The organism is Kitasatospora albolonga, assembly GCA_002082585.1.
In the GTDB taxonomy this organism is placed as follows: Bacteria; Actinomycetota; Actinomycetes; order Streptomycetales; family Streptomycetaceae; genus Streptomyces; species Streptomyces stephensoniae.
The window spans coordinates 2,784,348-2,809,666 of the sequence record CP020563.1; the positions used below are offsets into that span (position 1 = coordinate 2,784,348).

Sequence of the window (25,319 nt, forward strand, 5' to 3'; positions counted from 1 at the left end):
GGGCGCTCAGTCGTCCAGTACCGACAGGTCCTGCCGCGCCGACGGCACCACGACCGTTCCACCGTCGTCCGGCAGCGTCTGCACTGTGAACATCTGTACGCCGTCCTCCGGCAGGACCAGCGACCGTGACGCGTGCACCGGGCCCCCCGACACCGTCTCGACGGTCAGCGCGTACGTCCCCTTGAAACCGGCCGGGGGCTTCGGGGTGACGGCGATCGTCGTGTCGGCCTTGACCGTGTACGTCTCGACGGCCTCCTCGCCGCCCCCGCTCCCCGCCGACGTGGTCACCTTCACCTTGGCCGTGGCGCCCGGTGCGGCGAGGGAGAGCGTGGAGCCCTTGGCCCGGTTGTCGGTGACGCTCGACCGGGCGCCCACCGGGCCGGTGGCCGGGATGTAGGCGATCTCCTGCTTGGCGCCGGTGCCCCGGACCACGCGCAGGGCGGCCACGATCGGGGTCCCCCGCTTCTTGTCCACGGGGGTGAGACGCAGGGAGCCCGGTTCGCCCCGGGTGATGTCCTTGAGGTCGACCGTCGCGGTCATCCCGGACTTGACGTGGAGGCTGTCGTTCCCCGCCGGGGAGAACGCCGCGTTCTTCCCCATCAGCTGGATCTTCATGTCGGCGTCGTTGTCGCCGGGCGCGAACGCCACCAGCTGTACGGAGGTGGCGTCGGCCGGGATACCGGGCATCACCAGGGTCGCGGCGGGGTCCGCGGCGGCCGTGAGCCAGTCCGAACCGGAACCGTCCTCGGCGGTCAGGACGACCGCGCCGATCCGTCCGGAGCGGGTGGTGATGTGGGCCGTCAGGTCGTTGACGGCCTCGTCGGTCAGGGTGGAGAGCAGGAGCGCGACGCTGGAGCGGGCGGGCACGGTGATGCCGTCGCCGACCTCGGACGTGACCGCGCCCTTGGGGCCGAACAGCTCGATGTCGGCCACGGCCGCGCTGTCGTCGGGGTTGGTGAGGTGGATGTAGTCCTGGCGGGAGCGGGCGGTGCTCACACCGGGGAACCAGAAGTTCGTGTCCGGGGCGGTGCAGCTGACCCCGAGGAGGCCCCGGGTGCCGCCCGCGGTGACCTTGGTGGTCTGCTGGGCCGCCCAGCCGGGGGCGAGCCTGCCGGTGGCCGTGCCGACGAGGGCCGGGGAGCCGGAGCCGCTCGCCTCCTTGAGGACCGGCTTTCCGGGCTCCTTCACGGCGAGGACCGGCTTGTCGGCCTTCGCTCTCGCCTTCTTGGCGGCCTCCTCGGCCTTCTTGGCCTTCTTCGGGTCGGTCTCGGTCTCGTCGTCGTCCAGGACCACCAGGGCAGGCTTCAGTTCGGCGGTGCCTTCGGCGGTTCCCTGAGCGGCCCCCTGGGCGCCGCCCTTTCCGGCCGGGGTGAACGAGGTGTAGACCGTCTCCGCGAGCTCGGAGGTGCTGGGCGCCGGGCAGACCAGGCTGGAGCGCTCGACCGGCAGCGCGGAGGCGGGCTTCGCCCCGGCCTCGACCGGGCCGTCGGACGCGTTGAGCGAGGCGAAGCCGGTAACGGCGGCCAGGGCGAGGGCGCCCGCGATGAGGGACAGGTGGGTGGACTTCACTCGGACTCGCCTCGCGATGCGTTACGGGTCTGCCACGGGGCCTGGCCCGGGACCGGGTTGTCGGGGTGCTGCTCGCCGTTCTCGGCGGGGTGCTGAGCGGGGTACGGGGCGGCGGGGTCGGCGTACGGGGGCTGCTCGCCGGTGTACTGACCGTACTGGTCGTACGGGCCGGGTCCGCCGTCGTACTGCTGCGGCTGCGGCTGCCCGCCGTACGGGTCCTGGGCTCCGTAGCCGCCGGAGTAGCCCGTGCCCTGCTGTCCGCCGTACGGGTCCTGCTGGTACGCGGCGTAGTCGCCCTGCTGGTACGACGGGTCGGCGCCCTGGGGCTGTCCGGCGTCCCACTCCCCGTACTGCTGCTGCGGGAGCGCCGCGTAGCCCGCCGTGGACTCCTGCGGGTCGTGGCCGCCGCTCTCCGCGTAGTTCTTCGCGTACGGGTCGGCGCCGCTCTGCTGCTCGGGGATGTACTCCCCCGGACCGGCGACCGGGGGCGCGGCCGGAGGCTCTGACGGCGGTCGCGGGGTCCCGTCGGACGGGTCGGGCTCGCCCGGACCGTCCGCCGCATCGGCCGCCGCTGCCGCCTCCGCCTCGGCCGCCGCCCGGAGCCTGCGGGCGCGGCGGCCGTCGCCGTCGGCGTCCGCGGCGGCCGCGAGGGCCTCGTCGGGCAGGTCGTCGTCGATGTCCCGGCGGCGGCCCGGGAGAGCCATGACCACCAGGACCACCGCCAGCGCGCACTGCGCCCAGATCCAGGCGGTGTGCGTGAAGGGGGCGTCGTACGTGAGCTCGAGACGGCCGCCGTCGGCGGGCAGTTCGAAGCCCTGGGCCCAGCCGTCGACGGTCTTGCCGGTCAGCGGCTTGCCGCCGACCGTGGCCTGCCAGCCGGGGGCGGCCTCGTCGGCGATCCGCAGGACGCGGCCCTCGCCGCCCGCCGGGATCTGGGCGCGGGCCTCGACGGGTCCGGAGCCGACGGGAAGGCGCTCGCCCTCGCCGCCCGCCGGGACGATCATCACCCGGGCGACCTGGCGGTCCACCCGCCACAGCGCGCTGCCGTCGAGCTGGCTGAGGCGGCTGAGGCCGGGGGTCGTGTCGAGGACGCGGCTCATCTGGCGCGGCGCTCCGTCGCGTACGAGGACGTAACGGATGGCGAAGTTGCCGAGCTGACCGCCCTGGTCGGCGCCGGAGCCCGCGACCAGGTTGGCGACGACCTTGTCGAGGTGGCTGTTGGAGCCCGCCGCCTCGGTCAGCTCGCCGTCGCCGAGCCGGGCGCCGGAGCCCCGGACCAGGCTGTACGAGACGGAGTCGGGCGAGCTGCCGCCGAGGACCAGGGTGCGCGCCTGGTCCTGGGTCGAGCTCTCCTCGGCCACGAACGCGGGGACCTGGACGGGGTCGCGGCGCTCCAGGGGGCCGTCCGCGCCTCCGACCATCCAGCCGAAGGCGGCCAGGACCGGGGCGAGCGCGGCGGCCAGGGCGATCAGGGCCGCGACGGGCTGGCGCCAGCCGAAGCTCTGCTCGGCGACCCGGACCCGGGCGCCGTCCGCGCCGACGAGCGCGGCGGCGATCAGGGCGGCCCCGTAGACGAGGGTGGCGGGTCCGGACCAGGTCGAGCCGTTGGCGAGCGCGGCGAAGAGCAGACCGACCAGCGCGGTGGCCCAGGCGGCACGGACGGCGAACTGACGGTCCTCGCGCAGCAGGGCGGCGAGCGCGGCCAGCACGATGCCGAGGAGCAGGACGCTGCCCGCCGCCTTGGGGCCGCCGGGGCTGATCCCGAGCAGGTCGAACGCCGAGCCCGTCCCCGTACCGAGGTCCAGGCCCGCTTCGCGCAGGAACGCGGACGGGTCGGTGAGCAGCGTCAGCGACCAGGGGGCCAGGGCCAGCATCGGGGTGCCGACGGCGGCGAGGAAGCGGAGCCCGTACGCCGTGATGTCCCGGCGGCGCAGCACCAGCACGCCGAGGCCGAGCACCACGGCGAGCGGCCAGATGATCGGGGTGAACGCGGTGGTGACGGTGAGGAGCAGGGCGTACGCCCAGGTCGCGCGCCAGCTGCCGCGCGGGGCGTCCGGGTCGGTGCCGTCGCGCAGGCCGTGGGCGGCGACGGCCGCGCGGGCGATCAGCGGCAGCAGGACGAGCAGGACGGCGGTGCCGATACGGCCGGTGGCCAGGGCGCCGGTCGCGGCGGGCAGGAAGGCGTACGCCACGCTCGCCCAGGCCCGCAGCAGCCGTGACGGGAGCAGCGGGCGGGTGGCGAAGTACGCGGTGAGCCCGGCCAGCGGGACCGAGCAGACCAGCAGCACGGTGACGGTGAAGCCCGTCGAGCCGAGGAAGAGGGCGGAGAGGACCGCGAGCAGCGCCAGATAGGGCGGGGCGGACTGGGTGCCTCCGGTGGCCACGGTGTGCCAGGCGTCGGCGTACCGGCCCCACAGCTGCCCGGCCGTCTCGGGGACGGGCAGCAGGGCGCCGCCCGCGAGGGAGCCGCCGGTCAGCAGGTTGCGGCAGGCGATGAGGGAGACGAGGAGGAGCAGCGCGAAGAGGACCGGGCCCGGTTTGCGGCCGATCCGCTTGAGCCGGGCGAACTGGTCGACTTCGAGGAAGTCCGCGTCGTCCCCGCCGGGCCCGGACTCGACGGCCCCGTGGCGCGAGCCGCTGGATTCGGCCTCGCCCCGGTTGCCGAAGTTGCCCGCGACCTGTTCGACGGTGGCCCGGACGGTGGCGCCCGGCGGCGGGAAGAGCGCGCGCAGTTCGGCCGCGTCGACCGCTTCCTTGCCCCGGTCGCGGCGGGCGGCGAGGACGCGGCCCGGCCGCAGGAGGGTGCTGAGGAGGCCGGTGACCTCGTCGAGCGCCTGGCCGGGGACCTTGCCGACGAGGTAGGCGAGCGTACGGAGGAGGGTGCCGACGACGAGCCGGAGCAGGACCCAGGGCAGGGCCGCCGTGCGGGCGTTGACGAGCATCGTGTAGACCGCGCCCGCCTTGTCGACGCGGTGCGGGCCGACGACCGAGCGGCCGGCGCAGTCGATGGGGCGCCGCTCACGGGCGGACGCCTCGGCATGGCGCAGGACGGCGTCCGGGGCGACGAGGACCCGGTGCCCGGCGAGGTGGGCGCGCCAGCACAGGTCGACGTCGTCGCGCATCAGCGGGAGGGCGGGGTCGAAGCCGTCGAGCTCCTCGTAGACGTCACGGCGGATGAGCATGCCCGCGGAGGAGACGGAGAGGACGGTACGGACCTGGTCGTGCTGGCCCTGGTCCTGCTCGCGGCGGTCCAGGCCGGTCCAGCGGCGGCCGCTGTTGGCGATGGAGACGCCGACTTCGAGGAGCTGCTTGCGGTCGTACCAGCCGCGCAGCTTGGGCCCGACGATCGTGGCGTGCCGGTCGGCGTCCACGACGCGCAGCAGCTCGGCGAGCGCGTCCGGCTCGGGTGCGCAGTCGTCGTGGAGGAGCCAGAGCCACTGGACCGGTTCGCCGTGCGGCAGCTCCGGCAGGTCGTAGTTCTCGTCCACCCAGCTCCGGGTGGCCGGGTCCCAGCCGCCGGGGCGCTTGAGGTAGGGCAGGTCGTCGGGGGTCAGCTCCCCGGCGGTGCGGACCGCCTCGTCGACGGCCGTGCCGAAGCTCGTACGGCGGGCGAGGTGCAGGACGCGGTCGGCGCCGAGTGCCTCGGTGACCAGCCGGGCGGAGTCGTCCCCGCTGCCGGTGTCGGCGGCGACGACGTTCTGTACGGGGCGTTCCTGCCCGAGCAGCCCGGCCAGCACGTCGGGCAGCCAGCGCGCTCCGTCGTGGGAGACGAGCACGGCGGTGACGACGTGCCGGGGGAACTCTGGGGCGGCGGCGGCCGCGTTCGGCGCCGCCGAGTGGCTGTGCACGGACATCGAGGTACGGGCCCTCCGGCCGGGTCCGGGGGCGTATCCCCGGGGGCTGCATCGGTGTACACGCGCGCCCCGGCGGGGCGTTGGCGCATCTCGGACGGGGCCCCACACTAACGGTACGGCTCCGCGGGGGTGGCCCGGAGCGGGTGAAGGCCCCTGCGCCCCTGTTGTGCGCCCGGGAGGTGCGGACATGCCGACGGCCCGTTGTCCGCGCCCCGGGGACGGGGGCGCGGACAACGGGCCGTGGGGGTGTGGTCCTGGGGAGCCCTGCTCGGGAAAGGGCTGCCGGGGCCGGATGGAGCGGTGTGAACGGTGTGAGCCGTGGGCTGCGGGTGAGCCGTGTGAGCTGTGTGAGCCGTGGGCTGCGGGTGGGCCCTGAGGTATGCGGGCCGTGGAGGGTGCGGTCCGGGGTGTGCGGGCCGGGGGCTAGATCGCCGCCTTCTTGAGGCGCCGTCGTTCACGTTCGGAAAGTCCGCCCCAGATGCCGAAGCGTTCGTCGTTGGCCAACGCGTACTCGAGGCACTCCGAACGCACCTCACAGGCGAGACAGACCTTCTTGGCCTCGCGGGTCGATCCGCCCTTTTCGGGAAAGAAGGACTCGGGATCGGTCTGGGCGCACAGTGCGCGCTCCTGCCAGCCGAGTTCCTCGTCCGCGTCCTCGACCAGCAGTTGCTGGAACAGCTCGGTCATGTGCGCCCCTCGTCTGTCTCTTGCGTCCCGTGATGCGGCCGTTGCTGATGGCGGCCGAACGACACGAGTGAAATTACAAGTGTGTATCTCCAAGCCAGTCAAGCGAGGATCTGCTATTGGCCCAGGGATTCACTCTGCGGAACCAAGCGTATGCGGAAAGTGTTCAAATCACCAAAAACCTGACATATGCCACCGGCCCCACGCTCGTCGCGCCTCACCCGATCAAGACGATCAAGGTCGCCCGTACGTTGCGATTCGATCACTGTAGCGATCAAGATCACAGTCGGGTCACGGCCCTTCGAGCGCGTTTGAACGCACGGATGATGCGCCATGTCTCCGCACTCGGGGCTGAACAAACCTTTCTGCTCGCCCGACAACCGGAAGGGGTGAAATATTGCTCCCATAGGGGGCATCGGGTTGACAGGGAGCGGTTCAACCGGTCTCCTTGATCTCATGTCAGCGATCGCAGCGATGCACGTCACCCACGTCCGTGGGTTCCGCAGCGCTGTCCAGGCCCGCTGTTGCTGTTCCAGCTGTCACAGCTGTTGATGCCGTAGCGCTCCAGCTCTGATTCAGCCTTCTTCTCCAGCTTTCCCCGCTTCTCCCCTGCTTTCCGGCTTTTCCCGCGGCTCCTCCGCGGCTGCCGACGCTCCACGCGACTCCCCCGCACGTGCACCCCCCATGCCGAGGAACCACCGCACCCCATGAACAGCGACAGCGACCTTCAGATCGCCGGCGACATCCTTGAGGTCCAGCACCTCCTCCAGCCCGCCCGCGAGCATCCCTCCACCGTCTCCGAGTTCGTCGGCCTCGCCCGCTCCATCGCGGCCGACCGCTCGCGCTGGGCCGGACTCGTCCGGTACGACACCACCACCCGCTGGTACCACCGCCTCCAGACGGGCCCCGGCTACGAGGTGTGGCTGCTCACCTGGGTGCCCGGACAGGGCAGCGGGCGCCACGACCACGGCCGCTCCGCGGGCGTACTGACGGTCCTCGAAGGCGAGTTGACCGAGCACACCGAGCACGGCACCCGGACGCTCGACGCCGGGGCGCAGCGCGCCTTCGCCCCCGGATACGTGCACGAAGTGGTCAACGACTCGCTCGAACCGGCCGTCAGCCTGCACATCTACTACCCGGGTCTGACCGAGATGCCGATGCACGCCGCGCAGTGCGCCCCGACGGCCGTGGATGTCGTACCCGCCTGACAAACTGCTGTGCATGCGCATTGTTGTTCTGGCCGGCGGTATCGGTGGTGCTCGTTTTCTGCGTGGCCTCAAGCAGGCGGCGCCCGAGGCGGACATCACGGTCATCGGCAACACGGGTGATGACATCCATCTGTTCGGGCTGAAGGTCTGCCCCGACCTCGACACCGTGATGTACACCCTCGGCGGTGGCATCAACGAGGAGCAGGGCTGGGGGCGGACCGACGAGACCTTCCAGGTCAAGGACGAGCTCGCGGCGTACGGGGTGGGGCCCGGCTGGTTCGGTCTCGGCGACCGCGACTTCGCGACCCATATCGTCCGTACGCAGATGCTGGGCGCGGGCTATCCGCTGAGCGCGGTCACCGAGGCGCTCTGCGCCCGCTGGCAGCCGGGGGTCCGGCTGCTGCCGATGTCCGACGACCGGGTCGAGACACATGTGGCCGTCGAGCTGGACGGCGAGAGCAAGGCCATCCACTTCCAGGAGTACTGGGTGAAGCTGCGCGCCTCCGTCGCGGCGCAGGCGATCGTGCCGGTCGGGGCGGAGCAGGCGAAGCCGGGGCCGGGCGTCCTGGAGGCCGTCGCCGCGGCCGACGTCATCCTCTTCCCGCCGTCGAACCCGGTGGTCTCCATCGGCACCATCCTCGCCGTCCCCGGCATCCGGGAGGCGATCGCCGAGGCCGGGGTGCCGGTCGTCGGCCTCTCCCCCATCGTCGGGGACGCGCCCGTGCGCGGTATGGCGGACAAGGTGCTCGCGGCGGTGGGCGTCGAGTCGACGGCCGCCGCCGTGGCCCAGCACTACGGGTCGGGGCTGCTGGACGGGTGGCTGGTCGACACGGTGGACGCGGGCGCGGTCGGCGAGGTCGAGGCGGCGGGCATCCGGTGCCGGGCGGTGCCGCTGATGATGACGGACGTGGACGCGACGGCCGAGATGGCCCGGCAGGCGCTGGACCTGGCCGAGGAGGTGCGGGCGTGAGCGGTTCCGCTGGTGGGGGTGGTTCTGTGGTCGGCGATGACTCGGTGGCTGGTGGGGGCTCGGTGTCCGGTGGGGGGCCTGTGGTTGGTGGGGGTGGTGTGCCTTCTTTTCGGGTGTGGGCCTTGGCCGGGATTCCCGAGGTGCGCGTCGGTGACGATCTCGCCAAGCTGATCGCCGGGGCCGAGCCGGGGCTCGTCGACGGTGACGTCCTGCTCGTCACCTCGAAGATCGTCTCCAAGGCCGAGGGCCGGATCGTCGAGGCCGCCGACCGTGAGGCCGCCATCGACGCCGAGACCGTACGGGTGGTGGCGCGGCGCGGCACACTGCGGATCGTGGAGAACCGGCAGGGGCTGGTCATGGCCGCCGCCGGGGTCGACGCGTCGAACACCCCCGCCGGGACCGTGCTGCTCCTGCCCGAGGACCCCGACGCCTCCGCCCGGGCGATCCGGGACGGGCTGCGGGACGCCCTCGGCGTCGAGATCGGCGTCGTCATCACCGACACCTTCGGGCGCCCCTGGCGCAACGGGCTGACCGATGTCGCGATCGGCGCCGCCGGGGTGCGGGTGCTGGACGATCTGCGCGGCGGGACCGACGCGTACGGCAATCCGCTCAGCGCCACCGTCGTGGCGACGGCGGACGAGCTGGCCGCCGCCGGGGACCTGGTCAAGGGCAAGGCCGCCGGGCTGCCGGTCGCCGTGGTGCGGGGGCTGCCGCACGTGGTGTCCGGCGCGGACGACGAGCCCGGTGCGCGGGCGATGGTGCGGAGTGCGGCCGATGACATGTTCCGGCTCGGGACCTCGGAGGCCGTACGTGAAGCGGTGACCCTGCGGCGTACGGTGCGCGAGTTCAGCGACGAGCCGGTGGACCCGGGGGCGGTGCGGCGGGCGGTCGCGGCGGCCGTGACCGCTCCGGCGCCTCATCACACGACACCGTGGCGGTTCGTGCTGCTGGAGTCCGCCGAGTCGCGGACCCGGCTGCTCGACGCGATGCGGGACGCCTGGATCACGGACCTGCGGCGCGACGGCAGGAGCGAGGAGGCGATCGCCAAGCGGGTGCGGCGGGGGGATGTGCTCCGTAACGCGCCGTATCTGGCGGTGCCGTGCCTGGTGATGGACGGCTCCCACACGTACGGGGACGAGCGCCGCGACACCGCGGAGCGCGAGATGTTCGTGGTCGCGGCGGGGGCGGGCGTGCAGAACTTCCTGGTGGCGCTGGCCGGTGAGCGGCTGGGGTCGGCGTGGGTGTCCTCGACGATGTTCTGCCGGTCGGTGGTGCGGGAGGTGCTGTCGCTGCCGTCGTCCTGGGACCCGTTGGGGGCGGTGGCTGTGGGGCACGCGGTGGGGGTGGCTCGGGAGCGGGTGGGACGGGACGTGGAGGACTTTGTCACCGTGCGGTGAGGGATGCCGGTGGGGTGGGGCTGGTTGCGGTGGGGGCGGGCCTGGCGGGGGCGGGTGGGGCCGCTGCGCGGAGCTTGTCCCCTACCCGCCCCTTCCCGAAACCGGGGCTCCGCCCCGGACCCCGCTCCTCAAACGCCGGAAGGGCTGAATATGCCCGAGCCCTACAGCGCCCCTATGTTCCCCGGTGTCATCCTCGGGCCCCTCCGTTCCGGGATGCGGCCCGCGAGCAGGATCAGGCGGGTCGCCCGGTGGCGTTGGCCCTGGTACGGGGTCAGCAGGGTCAGCATCTCCTCGTCGTCCGCGTGGCGGTTGTCCGCCAGGGCGTGGCCCACGATGCCCGGGAGGTGGTAGTCGCCCACCGTCACCGCGTCCGGGGCCCCGTTGGAGCGCTGGAGCGTCTCCGCCGAGGTCCAGGGGCCGATGCCGGGGATCAGTTCCAGACGGGCCTTGGCCTCGGGGAAGGGCATCGATGACGCCTCCTCCAGCCTCGGGGCCACCCGTACCGCCCGCAGGATCGTCGACGAGCGCTTGGCGTCGACCCCCGCCCTGTGCCACTCCCAGGACGGGATCATCGCCCAGGTGCGCGCGTCCGGCATGACGTGGAGGCCCAGCGCGGCCGTCGGGCCGGGGGCGGGGGTGCCGTAGCGGCGGAGCAGGAGGCGCCAGGCGCGGTACGCCTCGTCCGTGGTGACCTTCTGCTCCAGGACCGAGGGGATCAGCGACTCCATCACCAGGCCCGTCCGCAGCAGCCGCAGGCCGGGGCGCCGGTGCCGTGCCGTGGCGAGCAGGCGGTGGTGGGGGGTGAAGGCGTCCGGGTCGTCGTCGGCCCCCAGGAGCGTGGGGAGGCCCGCCAGCAGCCACTCCGCCCCCGGGCCCCATGCCTCGGCCCCGACCCGGTCGCCGCGCGCCGCCACCCGCAGGGTCCCCGGGCCCTCCGGCGTCCGCGTGGCCCGCCAGAACGTGCCGTCCGGTGTCATCCGGAACGTGGGGTCGGCCGGGCCCCGGCGCAGCGGGCCGAGGACCAGGCGCAGGTCCAGAGGGAACGGCGGGGTCCACTCACGGCTCAGCGGCAGCGCCTCGCCCGGGCTCGTGGCCATACCCGTGCTCGTGGCCGCGCCACCCGTGGCCGAACCCGTGCCCCGCACGGCCGGAGCTGCCTGATGCGGCAGTGCCGGGCGTGCGGTGCGCGGGGCGAATCGTCCTGCCATGAAGTGCCTTGAAGTTCCTTACTGGTCCGAGGAGAAGCGGATCGAGGCGTCCGGGAGGTCCGCCCCGCACCAGATCCTGACCCCGTCGCGCAGTTCGTTGTCCGCGCCCACCCGGGCGCCGTCACCGATGACCGCGCCGCTCACCACCGTACGGCTGCCGACCCTCGCGCCGGCGCCGACGAGCGAGTCCGTGACGACCGCTCCCGCCTCGACGACCGCTCCGGCCAGGATCGCCGAGCCGTCTATTCTCGCGCCCGCCCCGATCACCGCGTCGGCGCCGATCACCGTGCCGCCCGTGAGCTTGGCGTCGGCGGCGACCCTGGCCGTCTCCAGGACCAGGCGGTCTCCGCAGCGGCCGGGGACCGCCGGGGACGGGGCGCGGCCCAGGACCAGGTCGGCGGAGCCCCGTACGAAAGCCTGCGGGGTGCCGAGGTCGAGCCAGTACGTGGAGTCGACCATGCCCTGGAGGTGGGCCCCGGAGGCCAGCAGTCCGGGGAAGGTCTCGCGCTCGACCGAGACCGGGCGGCCCTCGGGGATCGTGTCGATGACCGAACGCCGGAAGATGTACGCCCCGGCGTTGATCTGGTCGGTGACGATCTCCTCGGGGGTCTGCGGCTTCTCCAGAAAGGCCGTCACCCGGCCCGTCGCGTCCGTCGGTACGAGGCCGAAGGCGCGCGGGTCCTCCACCCGGGTCAGATGGAGCGAGACGTCCGCCCCGGAGTCGTTGTGCGAGGTGACCAGGGCCCGGATGTCGAGCCCGGTCAGGATGTCGCCGTTGAAGATCAGGACGGGGTCGTCCGGACCGGAGGACAGCTTGGCCGCGACATTGCGGATGGCGCCGCCGGTGCCGAGCGGCTCCTGCTCGGTGACGTACTCGATGTGCAGACCGAGCGAGGAGCCGTCGCCGAAGTACGGCTCGAAGACCTCGGCCAGGTAGGACGTGGCGAGCACGATGTGCTCCACCCCGGCCGCCCTGGCCCGCGCCAGCTGGTGGGTCAGGAACGGGACACCCGCCGCCGGGACCATCGGCTTCGGCGTGTGCACCGTGAGCGGGCGCAGTCGGGTGCCCTTGCCACCGACCAGGAGGATCGCTTCTTTTGCCTCTGTCACAGCACCGTCTCTGCTTCCTGCTGGGGCCTGGCCTGGATATGGCTGGCCAGTCTAAGCAGACCGGTCCGACATGAACCGGTCAGCGGCCCTGCAGTTTGGCGGAGCTGGTCCTCGCCTTGCCGAGCTTCTTGTAGAGACGCGCTCCGGGGCATTCGGTTGCGAACCCGTCCCGATGGCCCGAGATCACGTTCATCTTCACCTTCACACCGGCCTTGTACTTGTTGCTGCCGCCGGAGACGAGGGTCACCTTGCCCTTGGGGTTGGCGCCGAACAGTCCGAGCTTCCAGGCCGTGAGCTTGGAGACGGCGGTCACGGCGGCGGCGGGCGGGTTGGAGGAGGAGTAGGTGCCGAGCACAGCGATCCCCATGGTGTTGGTGTTGAAGCCCAGGGTGTGCGCTCCGAGGACCGCCTTGGAGACGCCTCCGGCCCGGCCCTCGTAGATGTTCCCGCACTTGTCGACGGCGAAGTTGTAGCCGAAGTCGCGCCAGCCGCTGCTCTTGACGTGGTAGCGGTAGATGCTGCGCAGCACCGAGGGGGCCTGCTGGCAGGTGTAGTTGTTGCCGGTCGCGCTGTGGTGCACGAAGGCCGCCTTGACGGTCTTCGTGTACGCGAAGTTGCGCTCCCGGAGCCTCTCGTCGGCGCCCCAGCCCTTGCGCGTGACGATCTTCGGACGCGGACCGATGTACGGCTTCGCCCCGGGGGCCAGGTTCAGCGACTCCTCCGTCTCCGCCTTGGTGAGGGCGGGGATGATGGTCGCGCCGAGCGGTGCGAGCTCCGCGTTGACCGCCGAGGTGGCCGCGCTCTCGGCGGTGAGGACCTCCGGTACGACAGCGGCGGAGGCGGGCGGGGTGTCGGCGAAGACGGCGGGCAGCGCCGCGGGGACGGCCGCCCTGGTGGCGGGGGCGCCCCGGGCCGGTTCCGGCGCCGGGTCCTCGCCGGGGTCGACGAGTTCGAGGCGCATCCCCTGCGGAAGCGGTACGGGGGTGGCCGCCCGGTCCTGAGCGTCCGGGGTCTCCGGGGTCTCCGGGGTCTCCGGGCGCACCCGTACCTCCACGCCGTCCGAGTCGCCGACCCAGAGCGGGGCCGTCGAGCCGCGCACCGTACGCCCCTCGCGCTCGGCGCTGCCGAGGTCGGCGGCGTGGTCGGCGTTGTGCGTCTCGATGTCCTGCCAGTCGGACCAGCGGGTGGTGCCGGTGGCCCGGGTCCGGACCTGGACCGTGCCGTGGAGTTCGGCGTCGGCGTCGTCCCAGACCACGCCGACGAGGGAGAAGGGGCGGGCGTCGCGCTGGGGCAGGCCCTGGGCCTGCGCCGCTCCGGCGACCCGGTTGGAGGGGGCGGCGAGGGGGCCCAGGGGCAGCGACTGGGTCGAGCCCGCGGGTTCGGCCGCCGATGCGGCCGGTGACTTCGCGCTGCGGGGTTCGGTGGCGTCGGAGGTGCCGGAGGTGTCGGGGGCGTCGGACCTGGATGTGCCGGACGTGAACGTGTCGGGGGCGGGTGCTTCGCGTGCCGTGGCTTCGGCCCGTACGGACGACGACGGCGGTCCGGCACCCGGTGACGCCGGGGAGGTGGAAGGCGGCCGGCCCGAGCCGGAGTGCGGCAGCGGGGCGGACGACGCGGGGGTGGCGAGCGGCAGAGCGAGGGCCGCCGCGCAGGTGGCGCTGACTGAGGTGACAAGTAGTGCACGCATACGCACGATCCTGGTCATAACCGGACAGGTGCGGCTACCTGGACAGAAGGCCGCGAGAGGGGCGCGGCTGACGGCGTGTCTGCCGAACCGGTGTACGTGACACCCGTTCAGCCCGCCCCGGCACGGCGTCCCCGCGTACGCTTGTGCGGGTGAACTCCAGCGACCGTACCGCCGCCGACCTGCTGCGATCCGCCCTCGCCGCGGACCCGGCCCGCCCCTTGGTCACCTTCTACGACGACGCCACCGGAGAACGCGTCGAACTGTCGGTGGCCACCTTCGCCAATTGGGTGGCCAAGACCGCCAATCTGCTCCAGGGCGACCTCGCCGCCGAGCCCGGCGACCGGCTCGCCCTGCTGCTCCCCGCGCACTGGCAGTCCGCGGTCTGGCTGCTGGCCTGTTCCTCGGTCGGGGTCGTCGCCGATGTCCAGGGCGACCCGGCCGGTGCCGACCTCGTGGTGAGCGGGCCCGACACCCTGGAGCGGGCCCGGGCCTGCCGGGGTGAGCGGGTCGCGCTGGCCCTGCGTCCGCTGGGCGGCCGGTTCCCGCAGGCACCCGAGGGCTTCGCCGACTACGCGGTGGAGGTGCCGAGCCAGGGCGACCGCTTCGCCCCGTTCGCGCCGGTCGACCCCGGGGCTCCCGCGCTGGCCGTGGGCGGGGTCGAGCTGACCGGTGCGGAGCTCGTCGAGAAGGCCCGCAAGGACGCCGACGCCCTCGGGCTCGTACCGGGATCGCGGCTGCTGACCGGGCACACGTACGACACCTGGGAGGGGCTGAGCGCCGGGCTCTTCGCGCCGCTGGCCGCCGGGGGGTCCGTGGTCCTCTGCCGCCACCTCGGACAGCTCGGCGCGGAGGGGCTGGCCCAGCGGATCGAGAGCGAGCGGGTCACCGGCACGGCGGTCTGAGCCACCCGCGCTGCCGGAGCGCCTCTCTCCGGGCCGCCCGCCCGGAGAGAGGCACGGCCGAGCCACCCCCGTACGGGTCGGGAATCGGCCAGGTCACCCGCTGCCGCCGGAGCGGCCCGGCCGGGCCGCCCGTCCCGCCGTCGGTGCGGCGCGCGTCAGCCGCGCCGCCGGGGCACACAGCCAACAGCGCGGTATGACAAGCGCTCTGAGGTGCACTCGTCCGGCCCACAGCGGGCCGAGCCCCCGGTATCGATCGCCGGAGCGGGTAGATGATCGGCGGTACAGACCACTCTCCTGGCAGTGCACAACCAAGCGTGAGGTTCAGCCGTCTACTTCTGCGACCGGCGGCCCATCGCGCCGCCGACCGTGAAGGATGGACGCAGACGTGACCGACAGCGCTGGCACGCCGGCCGAACCGGACCGCCCGGCCGGGGACACGCCGCAGGGCAGGTCGCAGGGGAAGTCGTCGCAGGGCAAGTCGCAGGACGGGCCGGAGCCGGCCAAGGGCTCGCCGGAGGCGTCCGGGCCGGGAGAAGACACGCCCCGGCCCGGCACCCCGGACGCCGGGTCCCCTGACGGTTCCGGGCCCTCCGATGGCACCGGGTCCGCCGACGACGCCGAGCCTTCCGCCGACGACGCCGAGTCCCCCGCCGACGGAGACACCGCCGGGACCGGGACCGGGACCGGGACCGGCGAAAGCGTGGGTGAAAGAGGCGGTGAAAGCAGAAGCAACGGTCGCGACGGCGTACAGACCTGGGCCGATCACCCCAAGGACGGCATCACCGTCCGGGGCAGGCGTCCATGGCTGCGCTGGGCGGCCCTCGGCGCCTCGTTCCTCGTCCTGGTCTCGGCGGGCGCGGGCTGGTGGCTGTACAAGAAGCTCGACGGCAACATCACCACCGACACCGGTGCGGCCGCCGAGCTGAAGGTGTACGAGAAGGAGCGGCCCACCCCGGTCGTCATGGACGCCCAGAACATCCTGCTCATCGGGTCCGACAGCCGGGCCGGGGACAACAGCAGGTACGGCCGCGACGACGGCGGCAGCCAGCGCTCGGACACCACGATCCTGCTGCACCTCGCGGCGGACCGGAAGAGCGCGACGGCGGTCTCCCTGCCGCGCGACCTGATGGTGGAGATCCCCGGCTGCCGCACCTCGGACGGCAAGGAGACCCGGGAGCAGTTCACCCAGTTCAACTCCGCGTTCGAGCTCGGCGGCACCGCCTGCACGATCCGTACCGTGGAGCGGCTGACCGGTATCCGCGTCGACCACCACATGGTCGTCGACTTCAACGGCTTCAAGGACATGGTCGACGCCGTGGACGGGGTGGAGATCTGCCTCAAGGAGCCGATCGACGACAAGGACGCGCACCTGGAGCTCCCGGCCGGGCGGCAGACGCTGAACGGCGAGGAGGCCCTCGGCTACGTACGGGCGCGCAAGACCCTGGGCGACGGCAGCGACACCGAACGCATGGAGCGCCAGCAGAAGTTCCTGGGCGCTCTGGTCAACAAGATGCAGAGCAACGGCGTCCTGCTCAACCCGACGCGGCTCTACCCGGTGCTGGACGCGGCGACCAAGTCGCTGACGACGGACCCGGGTCTCGACTCGCTGCGGGACCTGTACGACCTGGTGCGGAGCATGCGGGACGTGCCGACCGACCAGGTGCAGTTCCTGACCGTGCCCCGGCAGCCGTACCGGAACAACCCCAACCGGGATGAACTGGTCGAACCGGACGCGGGCGAACTCTTCAAGCAACTCCGCGAGGACAAGCCCGTGGCCGTGGTCCCGGCGGACGAACTCAAGGACGCGGAAAAGGACACGGAGAAGGGCACGGACGAGGGCGCGGAGAAGGGTCAAGGTCCGGAACAGGACGGCAAGCCCGATGACGCCGGTTCCGGGAGCCCGACTCCGACACCCACCTATTCGGGTTCGAGCGCCGCGGACGACCTGTGTGAGCAGTAAAGCAATGACCAAGACAGCGAAGACAATCGACAGGTAATGGGAAGTATGCCCGGTTGTAAGGGACGTGGTGTGGGTCACGCGCGTCGCCCCTTTCAGAACCGGGCGGATAGTGTGACGCGATCCGGTATTTCCGGCCGTCAGGTCGCGCACTGCTGGAGCGAAGGAACGAGCGCCTTGCCGGGGGAAGGCGCCTCGCGTGGCACCGACGGAGGACTCAAACAACCGTGGACGCGCAAAGCCGTGGGCGGGCGGACGATATCGACCCCGCCGACCAGTGGGTACTCAACCCGCACACCGGCAATTACGAACTGCGACTGGACCAATCCGCAGAGGAATCCCCGGTCGCGGCGCGTACGGCGACCGCCGCGGATTCCGGCCACGGCGACGGCGCGCGGAGCACTTCGCCGCGCGAGGGTTCCGGCCGCCGGGGGGCGGGCTCCCGTGAGGGTTCCGGCGACACCCCCCGCCGCGAGGTGCCCGGCCAGCGCAGCCGCCGGTCCTCCCAGCGCGGCGGGCGCGGCGCGGAGGCGGCGGCCACCTCGGGACGCCGCAAGCGCAAGGCCCCGAAGGCGCGCCGGAAGAAGGCGCTGCTGTGGACGGGCGGGGTGCTGGCGTTCCTGCTGGTCGCCGCCTCGCTGGGCGCGTACCTCCTGTACGCGCGGCTCAACGGCAACATCTCCACCGTCGACATCGGCAAGCAGGGCAACAAGAACGTCCTCAGCGACGGCCCGATGAACATCCTGATCATCGGCACCGACAAGCGCACCGGCAAGGGCAACCAGGGGTACGGCGACAAGGACAGCCCCGGCCACGCCGAGACCACCATCCTGTTCCACGTCTCCGAGGACCGCACCAACGCCACGGCGCTGAGCATCCCGCGCGACCTGAAGACCAGGATTCCCGAGTGCGAGACGAAGCAGCCGGACGGCAGCACCGTGGTCGTCCCCGGCATCGAGAAGGAGCGTTTCAACGTCACCCTCGGCCAGGACGGGCGGGACCCCGGCTGCACCATGAAGACGGTCGCCGAGATCACCGGCGTCGAGGCGGACCACTTCATGATGGTCGACTTCAACGCCGTCAAGGAGCTGACGACGGCGGTCAACGGCGTACCGGTCTGCATGGCCAAGCCGGTCAAGGACCCGAAGTCCCACCTCGATCTGCCCGCGGGCCCGTCCACCGTGCAGGGTGAGCAGGCACTCGCCCTGCTGCGCACCCGCAGCAGCTTCGGCAACAGCAGCGACCTCGACCGGATCAAGGTCCAGCAGCAGTTCCTCGGCTCGATGATCCGCCAGATGAAGTCGAACGACACGCTCACCAACCCGAAGAAGCTCTTCGACCTGGCCGACGCGGCCACCAAGTCCCTGACGGTCGACCAGGGCATCGGCAGCGCGAACAAGCTGATGACCCTCGCCCAGGAGCTCGGCAAGGTCGACACCAAGAACATCACCTTCGTCACGCTGCCGGTCAAGGACAACCCGGACGAGCCGAAGCCCATCACCGTGGTCGTGGACGAGGTGCGGGCCGAACCGCTCTTCGCGATGATCCGCTCCGACACCTCGCTGACCGAGGTGAAGCAGCAGAAGAAGGCCGCCAAGAGCAAGCAGGCGGCCCTTCTCAAGGGCCCGAAGGCCGAGCCCGCCGATGTCCGGGTGGACGTCCTCAACGGCGGCGAGATCCCCGGTGCGGCGGGGGCGACCGTCACCTGGCTCCAGAACCAGCAGGGCGTGCTGAAGTCGGCCAACAAGGCCAACGCCCCCGAGAAGATCAAGAAGACGACCCTGGAGTACGCGCCCAACCAGGCCGACCAGGCCCGCGCGCTCGCCGAGATGATGGGGCTGCCCGCCACGGCCCTGAAGCCGGGCACCGCCGACGCCGAGGGGCTTCAGGCGATGGTGCTCACGCTGGGGGGCGACTTCAAGGGCGCGGGCATCCCGATCACCGGACCGGCGAAGATTCCGGAGAACATCGAGAAGGCCAGCGCCGACAAGGAAGTCTGCGCGGAGTGACACCGGGTCATCGCACGGCAGCGGAAATCTGAACAGCATGGGGGGTCCGGTGGGACGGAGCAGCATGCCCGGGGAGGGGACACGGTCACGTGTCCGCCACGCGGACCGGGACGGCCGGGGCGAGAGCCCGTACGGGGACGGGGACCGGGAAGGCGCGGACCGCACCCGCCGCGGAAGCGATGCAGGTGACGGCGGCGACGGCAGCGGCGGAAGCGGCGGTACGGGCGACCGCGCGACGGCCGCCGACGGCCCGGGGCGGCGGCGGTCCGGGGCGCGGGGCCCCGGCAGCCGGACCGGGACGGCCGGCCGGAACAGCCGCCGTGCCCCCAAGAGCGGCAGACGGCGCGTGCTGCGCTGGGCCTCCTCCGTACTCGCCCTGCTCATACTCGGCGCCGCCGGGGCCGGCTACCTCTACTACGAGCACCTCAACGGCAACATCAAGAAAGAGGATCTGACCCTCGGCGACAAGCGGATGGCCGACCACAAGGCCAACGCCGCCGGGCAGACCCCGCTCAACATCCTGCTCATCGGCTCCGACGCCCGGGACTCCGAGGCGAACCAGAAGCTGGGCGGGGCCAAGGAGACCTTCGGCGCACCCCCGTTGGCCGATGTGCAGATGCTGCTCCACCTCTCCGCGGACCGCTCCAACCTCTCCGTGGTCACCATGCCGCGCGACACCATGCTGAAGATGCCCAAGTGCACCGCCCCGAACGGCGAGGTCTTCCCGGCCAGCACCGTGGACATGCAGACCAACCAGAGCCTGGGCCGGGGCGGTCCGGGCTGCACCGTGGCCGCCTGGTACGAGCTGACCGGTATCCGGATCGACCACTTCATGATGATCGACTTCGCCGGTGTGGTCTCGATGGCCGACGCGATCGGCGGCGTCCCCGTCTGTGTGGACGCCAACATCTACTCCCGGGGTGCCGACGGCCGGGGCGGCTCCGGGCTGAGGCTGGAGAAGGGCACCACGTACGTCAAGGGCGAGCAGGCCCTCCAGTGGCTGCGTACCCGGTACGGCTTCGAGGACGGCAGCGACCTCGCGCGGGCCAAGGCCCAGCACCAGTACATGAACTCGATGGTGCGTCAGCTGCGCGAGGGCACCAAGCTCACCGACCCGGCGAAGCTGATGAACCTCGCCGAGGCCGCGACCAAGGCCCTGACGGTCGACAAGGGCCTCGACACGGTCAAGAAGCTCTACGACCTGGCGGAGGAGTTCAAGAAGGTCCCGACGAAGCGCATCACGATGTCGACCATGCCGAACGTGTACGGCACCGGAGTCAACCGGGGCCGGGTCTACCCCAAGGCGGGTGACGCGGAGCAGCTGTTCCGGATGGTCCGCGAGGACGTGCCGCTGGACGGCAAGGCGTCCAAGCGGAAGCCGGAGGAGCCGAAGGACCCGTCCGCCCCGGTCGGCGAGATCTCCGTGGCCGTACGGAACGGGACCGCCACCGACGCGCTCGCCCCGGCCCCGGGCCGCGCGGGCGGTGTGGCGGACCTGCTGAAGGAGGCGGGCTTCGTGCGGACCACCGTCGACCCCGGGAACGTGGCCGGGTCGGCGCGCACCGCCATCCTGTTCCCGAGCGCGGATCTGGAGGGCGACGCCCAGGCGGTCGCCAAGGCGCTCGGCATCCCGCTGTCGCAGGTGAAGAAGTCGACCGATGTCTCGGGCATCTCGCTCGCCGTGGGCGCGGACTGGCGCGAGGACGGGCCCTACCCCGTCTCCCGGCGCAAGGAGAAGACCCCGGAGTCGGCGGGGGCGCTCAACGGCGAGGAGAAGGGGTGCATGAAGGTCAACCCGGCGTACACCTGGTGACCCCGTAACGGACTGTGCGTACGGGGACGGACGGGAACGGTTCCGTACGGGAACGGTTCCGTACGTACGACGAAGGGCCCCACCGGTCGTCAGCGGTGGGGCCCTTCGCCATGCGTACGTACGGAACCAGGGGTCGCCGTACGGAACCGGGGTCGGCTCAGACCGTCTCGCTGCCCGCCAGCGCCGGGCGGCGGCTCGCGATGACCCGCTTCGCCAGGGAGCGCGGGCTGGTGAGGAAGCCGAAGCCCCAGCACATGTGCATGGTCGCCAGCGCCACCGGGATCTGCGCGCGGGCCTTCAGCGAGAGCCCCTTGCCCGCGGGCACCGACCCGGCGACGATCGCGGCCAGGTACCCGCCCGGGACGAGCAGCGCCCACGGGGTGACGGCCGCGCCGGCCACCAGGCCCGCCGCGATGGCGACGACGGCGGTCGGCGGGGCGAGGTAGCGCAGGTTGATCGAGCCGGAGTGGTAGCGGGCGACGACATGGCGCCAGCGCCCGTAGTCCTTGTACTGCTTGGCGAGCGCCTTCACCGAGGGGCGCGGGCGGTACTGGACCTTCAGCTCGGGCGAGAACCAGATCAGCCCGCCCGCCTCGCGGATGCGGAAGTTCAGCTCCCAGTCCTGGGCGCGGATGAACTCGACGTTGTACCCCTCGGCCTTCTCCAGCGCCTCACGCCGGAAGACGCCCAGGTAGACGGTCTCGGCGGGCCCCGCCTGGCCGCCCGTGTGGAAGGCCGCGTTGCCGACGCCGATCTTCGAGGTCATCGCGGCGGCGACGGCCTCCTCCCAGGCGTTCTCGCCCTCGGCGTGCATGATGCCGCCGACGTTCTGCGCGCCGGTCTCCTCCAGGAGGCGGACGGCGGTCGCGATGTAGTTCGGCGAGAGCATGCCGTGGCCGTCGACCCGGACGACGACCGGGTGGCGGGATGCCTTGATCGCCGCGTTGAGGGCGGCGGGGGTGCGGCCGGTGGGGTTGGGGACCGTGTGGACCCGGGGGTCCTCGGCGACCAGCTCGGCCGCGATCTCGTCCGTGCGGTCGGTGGAGGGGCCGAGCGCGATCACGACCTCCATCTCACCGGCGTACTCCTGCTCCAGGATGTGCCGGACCGAGTTCCTGAGATGACGCTCCTCGTTGAGCACCGGCATGATCACGGAGACGGCGGGGTACTGCGCGGCAGACATGTGGTCCTCGGGTGGTCCTACGGGTGGTCCTCGCGGGCGCCGGGGGTTCCGCACCCCAGGAGGCGGCGTTATTCGGCCGCAACGTTACCGCGAATGGGGGACACCGGTGCGCGCGCCGCCCGGTGGCGGGCCGGGGCGGAGATCCTATGGGCCTACCGTGCGATGGTCCCCTTGCACCGCGGAGGTGTCCCCCCTCGTGCCCGCCCCCCGTCCCCCGCAGCACCCGCCCCGCCACCGCACCGCTCCCCCGCGCCGCCCCCCGCAGGGCGCGCGGGCGGCCCGCTCCCGTAAGCAGGACGAGCGACCGCGCTGGGGTATGCGGGTGGCCACCGGGCTCTCCGTGCTGGTGCTGGGCGCGGGCGGCATCGGTCACGCCGTGGTGAGCAACCTGGAGGGCGGGATCGGCCGGGTCGACCCGTTCAAGGACATGAAGAACCGCCCGCAGTCCGGGCACGGCACGAATCTGCTGCTCGTGGGGACCGACGGCCGGGACACCATCACCAAGGAGGAGAAGCAGAAGTACCGGCTGGGCGGCGCGCCCTGCCACTGCACCGACACGATCATGCTGGTGCACCTCTCGGCCGACAAGCAGCGGGCGAGCGTCGTCAGCCTCCCCCGGGACAGCTACGCCGAGATCCCCGCCCACACCGACCGCACCACCGGCCAGAAGCACAACAGCCACCCGGTGAAGCTGAACGCCGCCTACGCGGAGGGCGGGCCGACGCTGACCGTGCGGACGGTCGAGCACATGACCGGCGTCAAGATCGACCACTATCTGGAGGTCGACTTCACCAGCTTCATGAAGACGGTCGACGCGGTGGGCGGGGTGCAGATCTGTACGGCCCGGCCGATGAAGGACGCGTACACGGGGCTGGACCTGCCCGCGGGCACCCATCAGCTCGACGGCGGGCAGGCGCTCCAGTACGTACGCTCCCGCCATGTCGACGTCGGGTCGGACCTGGGGCGGATGCAGCGCCAGCAGAAGTTCATGGCGGCGCTGATCAAGCAGGCGACCGGCAGCGGGGTGCTGCTGAACCCGGTGAAGTTCCAGCAGGTCTCGGCGTCGGTGCTGGGGTCGGTCCGGGCCGACGAGGGGTTCGGTACGGAGGAGATGCTGGCGCTCGGCCGGGCGATGAAGGACTTCAGCCCGGCGTCGTCGGAGTTCGCCTCCGTACCGATCGGGAATCCGAGCTTCCCGGTGAAGGGCATCGGCTCCACGGTCCAGTGGGACGCGGCGAAGGCGAAGAAGCTGTTCCAGGCGCTGCGCGAGGACAGGCCGCTGGCCCCCGCGAAGCCGAAGCCCGCGGCCGGGGCGCCGAAGCAGCCGAAGGCGACCCTGGTGGACGTGGCGCCGGAGGAGATCCGGGTGCAGGTCTACAACGGCACCCCGAAGGACGGCCTCGGCAAGGACGTGGACGCGGCCCTGCGCGCCACCGGCTTCAACACGACGGACGCCCCGCTCAACGGGAAGCTGCGGGACCTGGAGCGGACGCTCGTGACGTACGACCCGCGCTGGGACCGCTCGGCGAAGTCGCTGGCCATGGCGTTGCCGGGGAGCGAGCTGAAGGCGGTGAAGGGGCAGGGCGCGGTGATGGAGGTGACGGCCGGCTCGGACTTCACGAAGGTGCGGCCGGTGCGGGCGGAGACCAAGCAGGAGGGCGAGTTCTCCACGGTGACGGGCGACGAGGTGGTCTGCCCGTAGGGCCTTTCCCGGGGCTTGGCCGTCCGCAGGGTCCCGGTCGTCCGCAGAACCTCAGTCGTCGATGCCGTCGGCGGCGCGCTTCTCCCGCAGCTCCTTGATCGCCCGGCGGCGCGCGAGCCGGTGGGTGCGCCGGATCTGCGCCTCCTGGTAGCGGCGGCGGTCGCGCTCGGTCTCGGGGATCACCGGCGGTACGGGGCGCGGCTTGCCGTCCCCGTCGACGGCGGCGAAGACGAGATAGGCGCTGCCGACCTGCTGGGCGGGGGTCGACTCGTTCCAGCGCTCGGCCATCACGCGGACGCCGACCTCCATGGAGGAGCGGCCCGTCCAGTTCACCTGGGCGCGTACGTGGACGAGGTCGCCGACCCTGACCGGCTCCAGGAACACCATCTCGTCCATCGACGCGGTCACGGCGGGCCCGCCGGAGTGCCGTCCGGCCACGGCGCCCGCCGCGTCGTCGACCAGTTTCATGATCACGCCACCGTGCACCGTCCCCAGGAGGTTGGTGTCGCTGCCGGTCATGATGTGGCTGAGGGTGGTCCGGGACGCGGCGGTGGGCTTGCCCGGAATCTCATCCTCCGAGCGGGTGGCCTGATCTGTCATACAGTCCACCTTATGCGCGGACCCCGATCCCGCAGAATGCATCAGCTTCGCAACAGCCCTGGTGCGATTTCCCTTACACCCTGTAATAGCCGTGGGTCGAGGCGGCACACTGTTCGGATGAACGATTGGCCCGATCGACGGACCGGCGACCGCAGCGAGCGCTACGGCCGGGGCAGCGCCAGCCCCCAGCCCGAGAGCGCCCGGGCGATGCCCCACATCCAGCGCCGCCCGGCTCCGCCGCAGAGGCCGCACGTGCCCCCGCAGAGCCAGGGGTACGACGACCGCTACCCGAGCGACCCCCACGGCTCTCCCGGGTACGACAGCGGTTACAACACCGGCCAGGTCTACGGTGGCGGCGCGGGCGGCGGCCGGGGCCGGGGCGGCGGCCGCGCGGGCGGGGACGCGGGGTACGTCCAGGGCCGCCCGGCACCGGACTGGCGCCGCCGGATCAAGCTGGGCGCGCTGACCCTGGTCACCGTGTTCCTCGTGGTCTCCGTCTCCACGTACTTCTGGGCCGACTCCAAGCTGAAGCGCGAGGTCGACCTCTCCAAGGTCATCGAGCGCCCGAGCGAGGGCGAGGGCACGAACTATCTGATCGTCGGCTCCGACAGCCGGGAGGGCATGTCGGCCGAGGACAAGAAGCGGCTGCGCACCGGGTCCGCCGAGGGCAAGCGCACCGACTCGATGATGATCCTGCACCGGGGCTCCAACGGCCCGACGCTGATCTCCCTCCCCCGCGACTCCCAGGTGGAGATCCCCTCCTTCAAGGGGTCCCAGTCCGGCAAGCTGTTCCCGGGCACCGGCCGCCAGGTGAAGCTGAACGCCGCGTACGCCGAGGACGGCCCCGAACTCCTCGTGCGCACGGTCGAGTTCAACACCGGGCTGCGCATCGACCACTACGTCGAGATCGGCTTCGGCGGCTTCGCGAACATCGTGGACGCGCTCGGCGGGGTCGAGATGGACATCCCGAAGGCGTTCAAGGACAAGAAGTCCGGCGCCGACTTCCAGGCCGGGAAGCAGACGCTGAACGGCGAGCAGTCCCTGGCCTTCGTCCGCACCCGGTACGCCTTCAAGGGCAGCGACCTGGACCGTACGAAGAACCAGCAGAAGTTCCTCGCGGCCCTGGCGAGCCAGGCGGCGACCCCGTCCACGGTCCTCAACCCGTTCCGGCTCTACCCGACGCTGGGCGCGGGGCTGGACACCCTGATCGTGGACAAGGACATGTCGCTCTGGTCGCTGAGCCAGATGTTCTTCGCGATGAAGGGCGTCACGGGCGGCGACGGCACGTCGATGAACATCCCGCTCGCGGGCAGCAACGGCGGCAACCTGGTCTGGGACAAGGCGAAGGTGAAGCAGCTCATGGAGCAGCTGAAGAACGACGAGAAGGTCACGGTCACCGGCAACTGAGCTCACGCTCACCGGTAGTTGAGGCGCGGCGCACACCCTGTGCGCCGCGCGTCCCGCCA

At 72.1% G+C, this 25,319-nt stretch carries 17 protein-coding genes and 1 pseudogene; 10 read left to right on the forward strand and 8 right to left on the reverse strand.

From position 1 onward, the window contains the following. Positions 1 to 6 precede the first annotated feature (6 nt). From B7C62_11985 to B7C62_11995, 3 genes are all read right to left on the reverse strand, one after another. The gene (locus B7C62_11985) at positions 7 to 1,569 is read right to left on the reverse strand and encodes a hypothetical protein (protein ID ARF72906.1); all 1,563 of its coding nucleotides are present in this window, start codon (positions 1,567 to 1,569) and stop codon (positions 7 to 9) included. Next, the gene (locus B7C62_11990; protein ARF72907.1) at positions 1,566 to 5,423 is read right to left on the reverse strand and encodes a family 2 glycosyl transferase; all 3,858 of its coding nucleotides are present in this window, start codon (positions 5,421 to 5,423) and stop codon (positions 1,566 to 1,568) included. The genes B7C62_11985 and B7C62_11990 overlap by 4 nt, the downstream gene beginning before the upstream one ends. Before the next feature lie 423 nt (positions 5,424 to 5,846). Continuing rightward, a complete protein-coding gene (locus B7C62_11995) occupies positions 5,847 to 6,110 on the reverse strand; it encodes a WhiB family transcriptional regulator (protein ID ARF72908.1) in 264 nt (87 codons plus the stop codon). Here B7C62_11995 and B7C62_12000 point away from each other — a divergent pair. The 4 genes and pseudogenes from B7C62_12000 to B7C62_12015 all read left to right on the forward strand — a co-directional run bounded on the left by B7C62_12000 (position 6,111) and on the right by B7C62_12015 (position 9,682). After that, positions 6,111 to 6,293: pseudogene (locus B7C62_12000) on the forward strand (hypothetical protein). 521 nt (positions 6,294 to 6,814) lie between these two features. Further along, entirely contained in the window at positions 6,815 to 7,315 is a 501-nt protein-coding gene (locus B7C62_12005; GenBank protein ID ARF72909.1) for a cysteine dioxygenase, read from the forward strand. 13 nt (positions 7,316 to 7,328) lie between these two features. Beyond that, positions 7,329 to 8,285, forward strand: a complete 957-nt coding sequence (locus B7C62_12010) for a 2-phospho-L-lactate transferase (protein ARF72910.1) — start codon at positions 7,329 to 7,331, stop codon at positions 8,283 to 8,285. 113 nt (positions 8,286 to 8,398) lie between these two features. Then, positions 8,399 to 9,682 (forward strand): coenzyme F420-0:L-glutamate ligase, encoded by a 1,284-nt coding sequence (locus B7C62_12015; GenBank protein ARF72911.1) that lies wholly within the window; start codon positions 8,399 to 8,401, stop codon positions 9,680 to 9,682. A gap of 161 nt (positions 9,683 to 9,843) precedes the next feature. Here the strand turns inward: B7C62_12015 and B7C62_12020 are convergent, their stop codons facing one another. The 3 genes from B7C62_12020 to B7C62_12030 all read right to left on the reverse strand — a co-directional run bounded on the left by B7C62_12020 (position 9,844) and on the right by B7C62_12030 (position 13,705). Continuing rightward, entirely contained in the window at positions 9,844 to 10,890 is a 1,047-nt protein-coding gene (locus tag B7C62_12020; GenBank protein ARF72912.1) for a 3-methyladenine DNA glycosylase, read from the reverse strand. Between the two features lie 18 nt (positions 10,891 to 10,908). After that, positions 10,909 to 12,000, reverse strand: coding sequence for a GDP-mannose pyrophosphorylase (locus tag B7C62_12025; protein ARF72913.1), 1,092 nt, complete (start codon positions 11,998 to 12,000; stop codon positions 10,909 to 10,911). Positions 12,001 to 12,079: 79 nt separating this feature from the next. Further along, positions 12,080 to 13,705 (reverse strand): N-acetylmuramoyl-L-alanine amidase, encoded by a 1,626-nt coding sequence (locus B7C62_12030; GenBank protein ARF72914.1) that lies wholly within the window; start codon positions 13,703 to 13,705, stop codon positions 12,080 to 12,082. Between the two features lie 131 nt (positions 13,706 to 13,836). On the opposite strand from B7C62_12030, the gene B7C62_12035 reads away from it, so the two are divergent. The 4 genes from B7C62_12035 (at position 13,837) to B7C62_12050 (ending at position 20,368) form a co-directional block, all read left to right on the forward strand. Continuing rightward, positions 13,837 to 14,589 carry a TIGR03089 family protein gene (locus B7C62_12035; GenBank protein ARF77116.1) on the forward strand — a complete coding sequence of 251 codons (753 nt, stop codon included), beginning with the start codon at positions 13,837 to 13,839 and terminating at the stop codon, positions 14,587 to 14,589. Positions 14,590 to 14,974: 385 nt separating this feature from the next. Beyond that, the gene (locus tag B7C62_12040; GenBank protein ARF72915.1) at positions 14,975 to 16,549 is read left to right on the forward strand and encodes a transcriptional regulator; all 1,575 of its coding nucleotides are present in this window, start codon (positions 14,975 to 14,977) and stop codon (positions 16,547 to 16,549) included. 473 nt (positions 16,550 to 17,022) lie between these two features. Beyond that, complete coding sequence (locus B7C62_12045; protein ID ARF77117.1) at positions 17,023 to 18,555, forward strand: LytR family transcriptional regulator; 1,533 nt, start codon at positions 17,023 to 17,025, stop codon at positions 18,553 to 18,555. 49 nt (positions 18,556 to 18,604) lie between these two features. Continuing rightward, positions 18,605 to 20,368 (forward strand): transcriptional regulator, encoded by a 1,764-nt coding sequence (locus tag B7C62_12050; protein ID ARF77118.1) that lies wholly within the window; start codon positions 18,605 to 18,607, stop codon positions 20,366 to 20,368. A 157-nt stretch (positions 20,369 to 20,525) separates the two neighbouring features. On the opposite strand, the gene B7C62_12055 is transcribed toward B7C62_12050, so the two are convergent. Next, positions 20,526 to 21,551: a glycosyl transferase family 2 gene (locus B7C62_12055; protein ID ARF72916.1), complete on the reverse strand. Its 1,026-nt coding sequence runs from the start codon at positions 21,549 to 21,551 to the stop codon at positions 20,526 to 20,528. A gap of 316 nt (positions 21,552 to 21,867) precedes the next feature. Between B7C62_12055 and B7C62_12060 the strand changes: the two genes are divergently transcribed. Further along, complete coding sequence (locus B7C62_12060) at positions 21,868 to 23,253, forward strand: LytR family transcriptional regulator (GenBank protein ARF72917.1); 1,386 nt, start codon at positions 21,868 to 21,870, stop codon at positions 23,251 to 23,253. A 51-nt stretch (positions 23,254 to 23,304) separates the two neighbouring features. On the opposite strand, the gene B7C62_12065 is transcribed toward B7C62_12060, so the two are convergent. Continuing rightward, on the reverse strand, positions 23,305 to 23,853 hold the full coding sequence (locus tag B7C62_12065) for an acyl-CoA thioesterase (GenBank protein ARF72918.1): 549 nt from the start codon (positions 23,851 to 23,853) through the stop codon (positions 23,305 to 23,307). A 117-nt stretch (positions 23,854 to 23,970) separates the two neighbouring features. Between B7C62_12065 and B7C62_12070 the strand changes: the two genes are divergently transcribed. Continuing rightward, on the forward strand, positions 23,971 to 25,260 hold the full coding sequence (locus B7C62_12070) for a transcriptional regulator (GenBank protein ID ARF72919.1): 1,290 nt from the start codon (positions 23,971 to 23,973) through the stop codon (positions 25,258 to 25,260). Positions 25,261 to 25,319 lie beyond the last annotated feature (59 nt).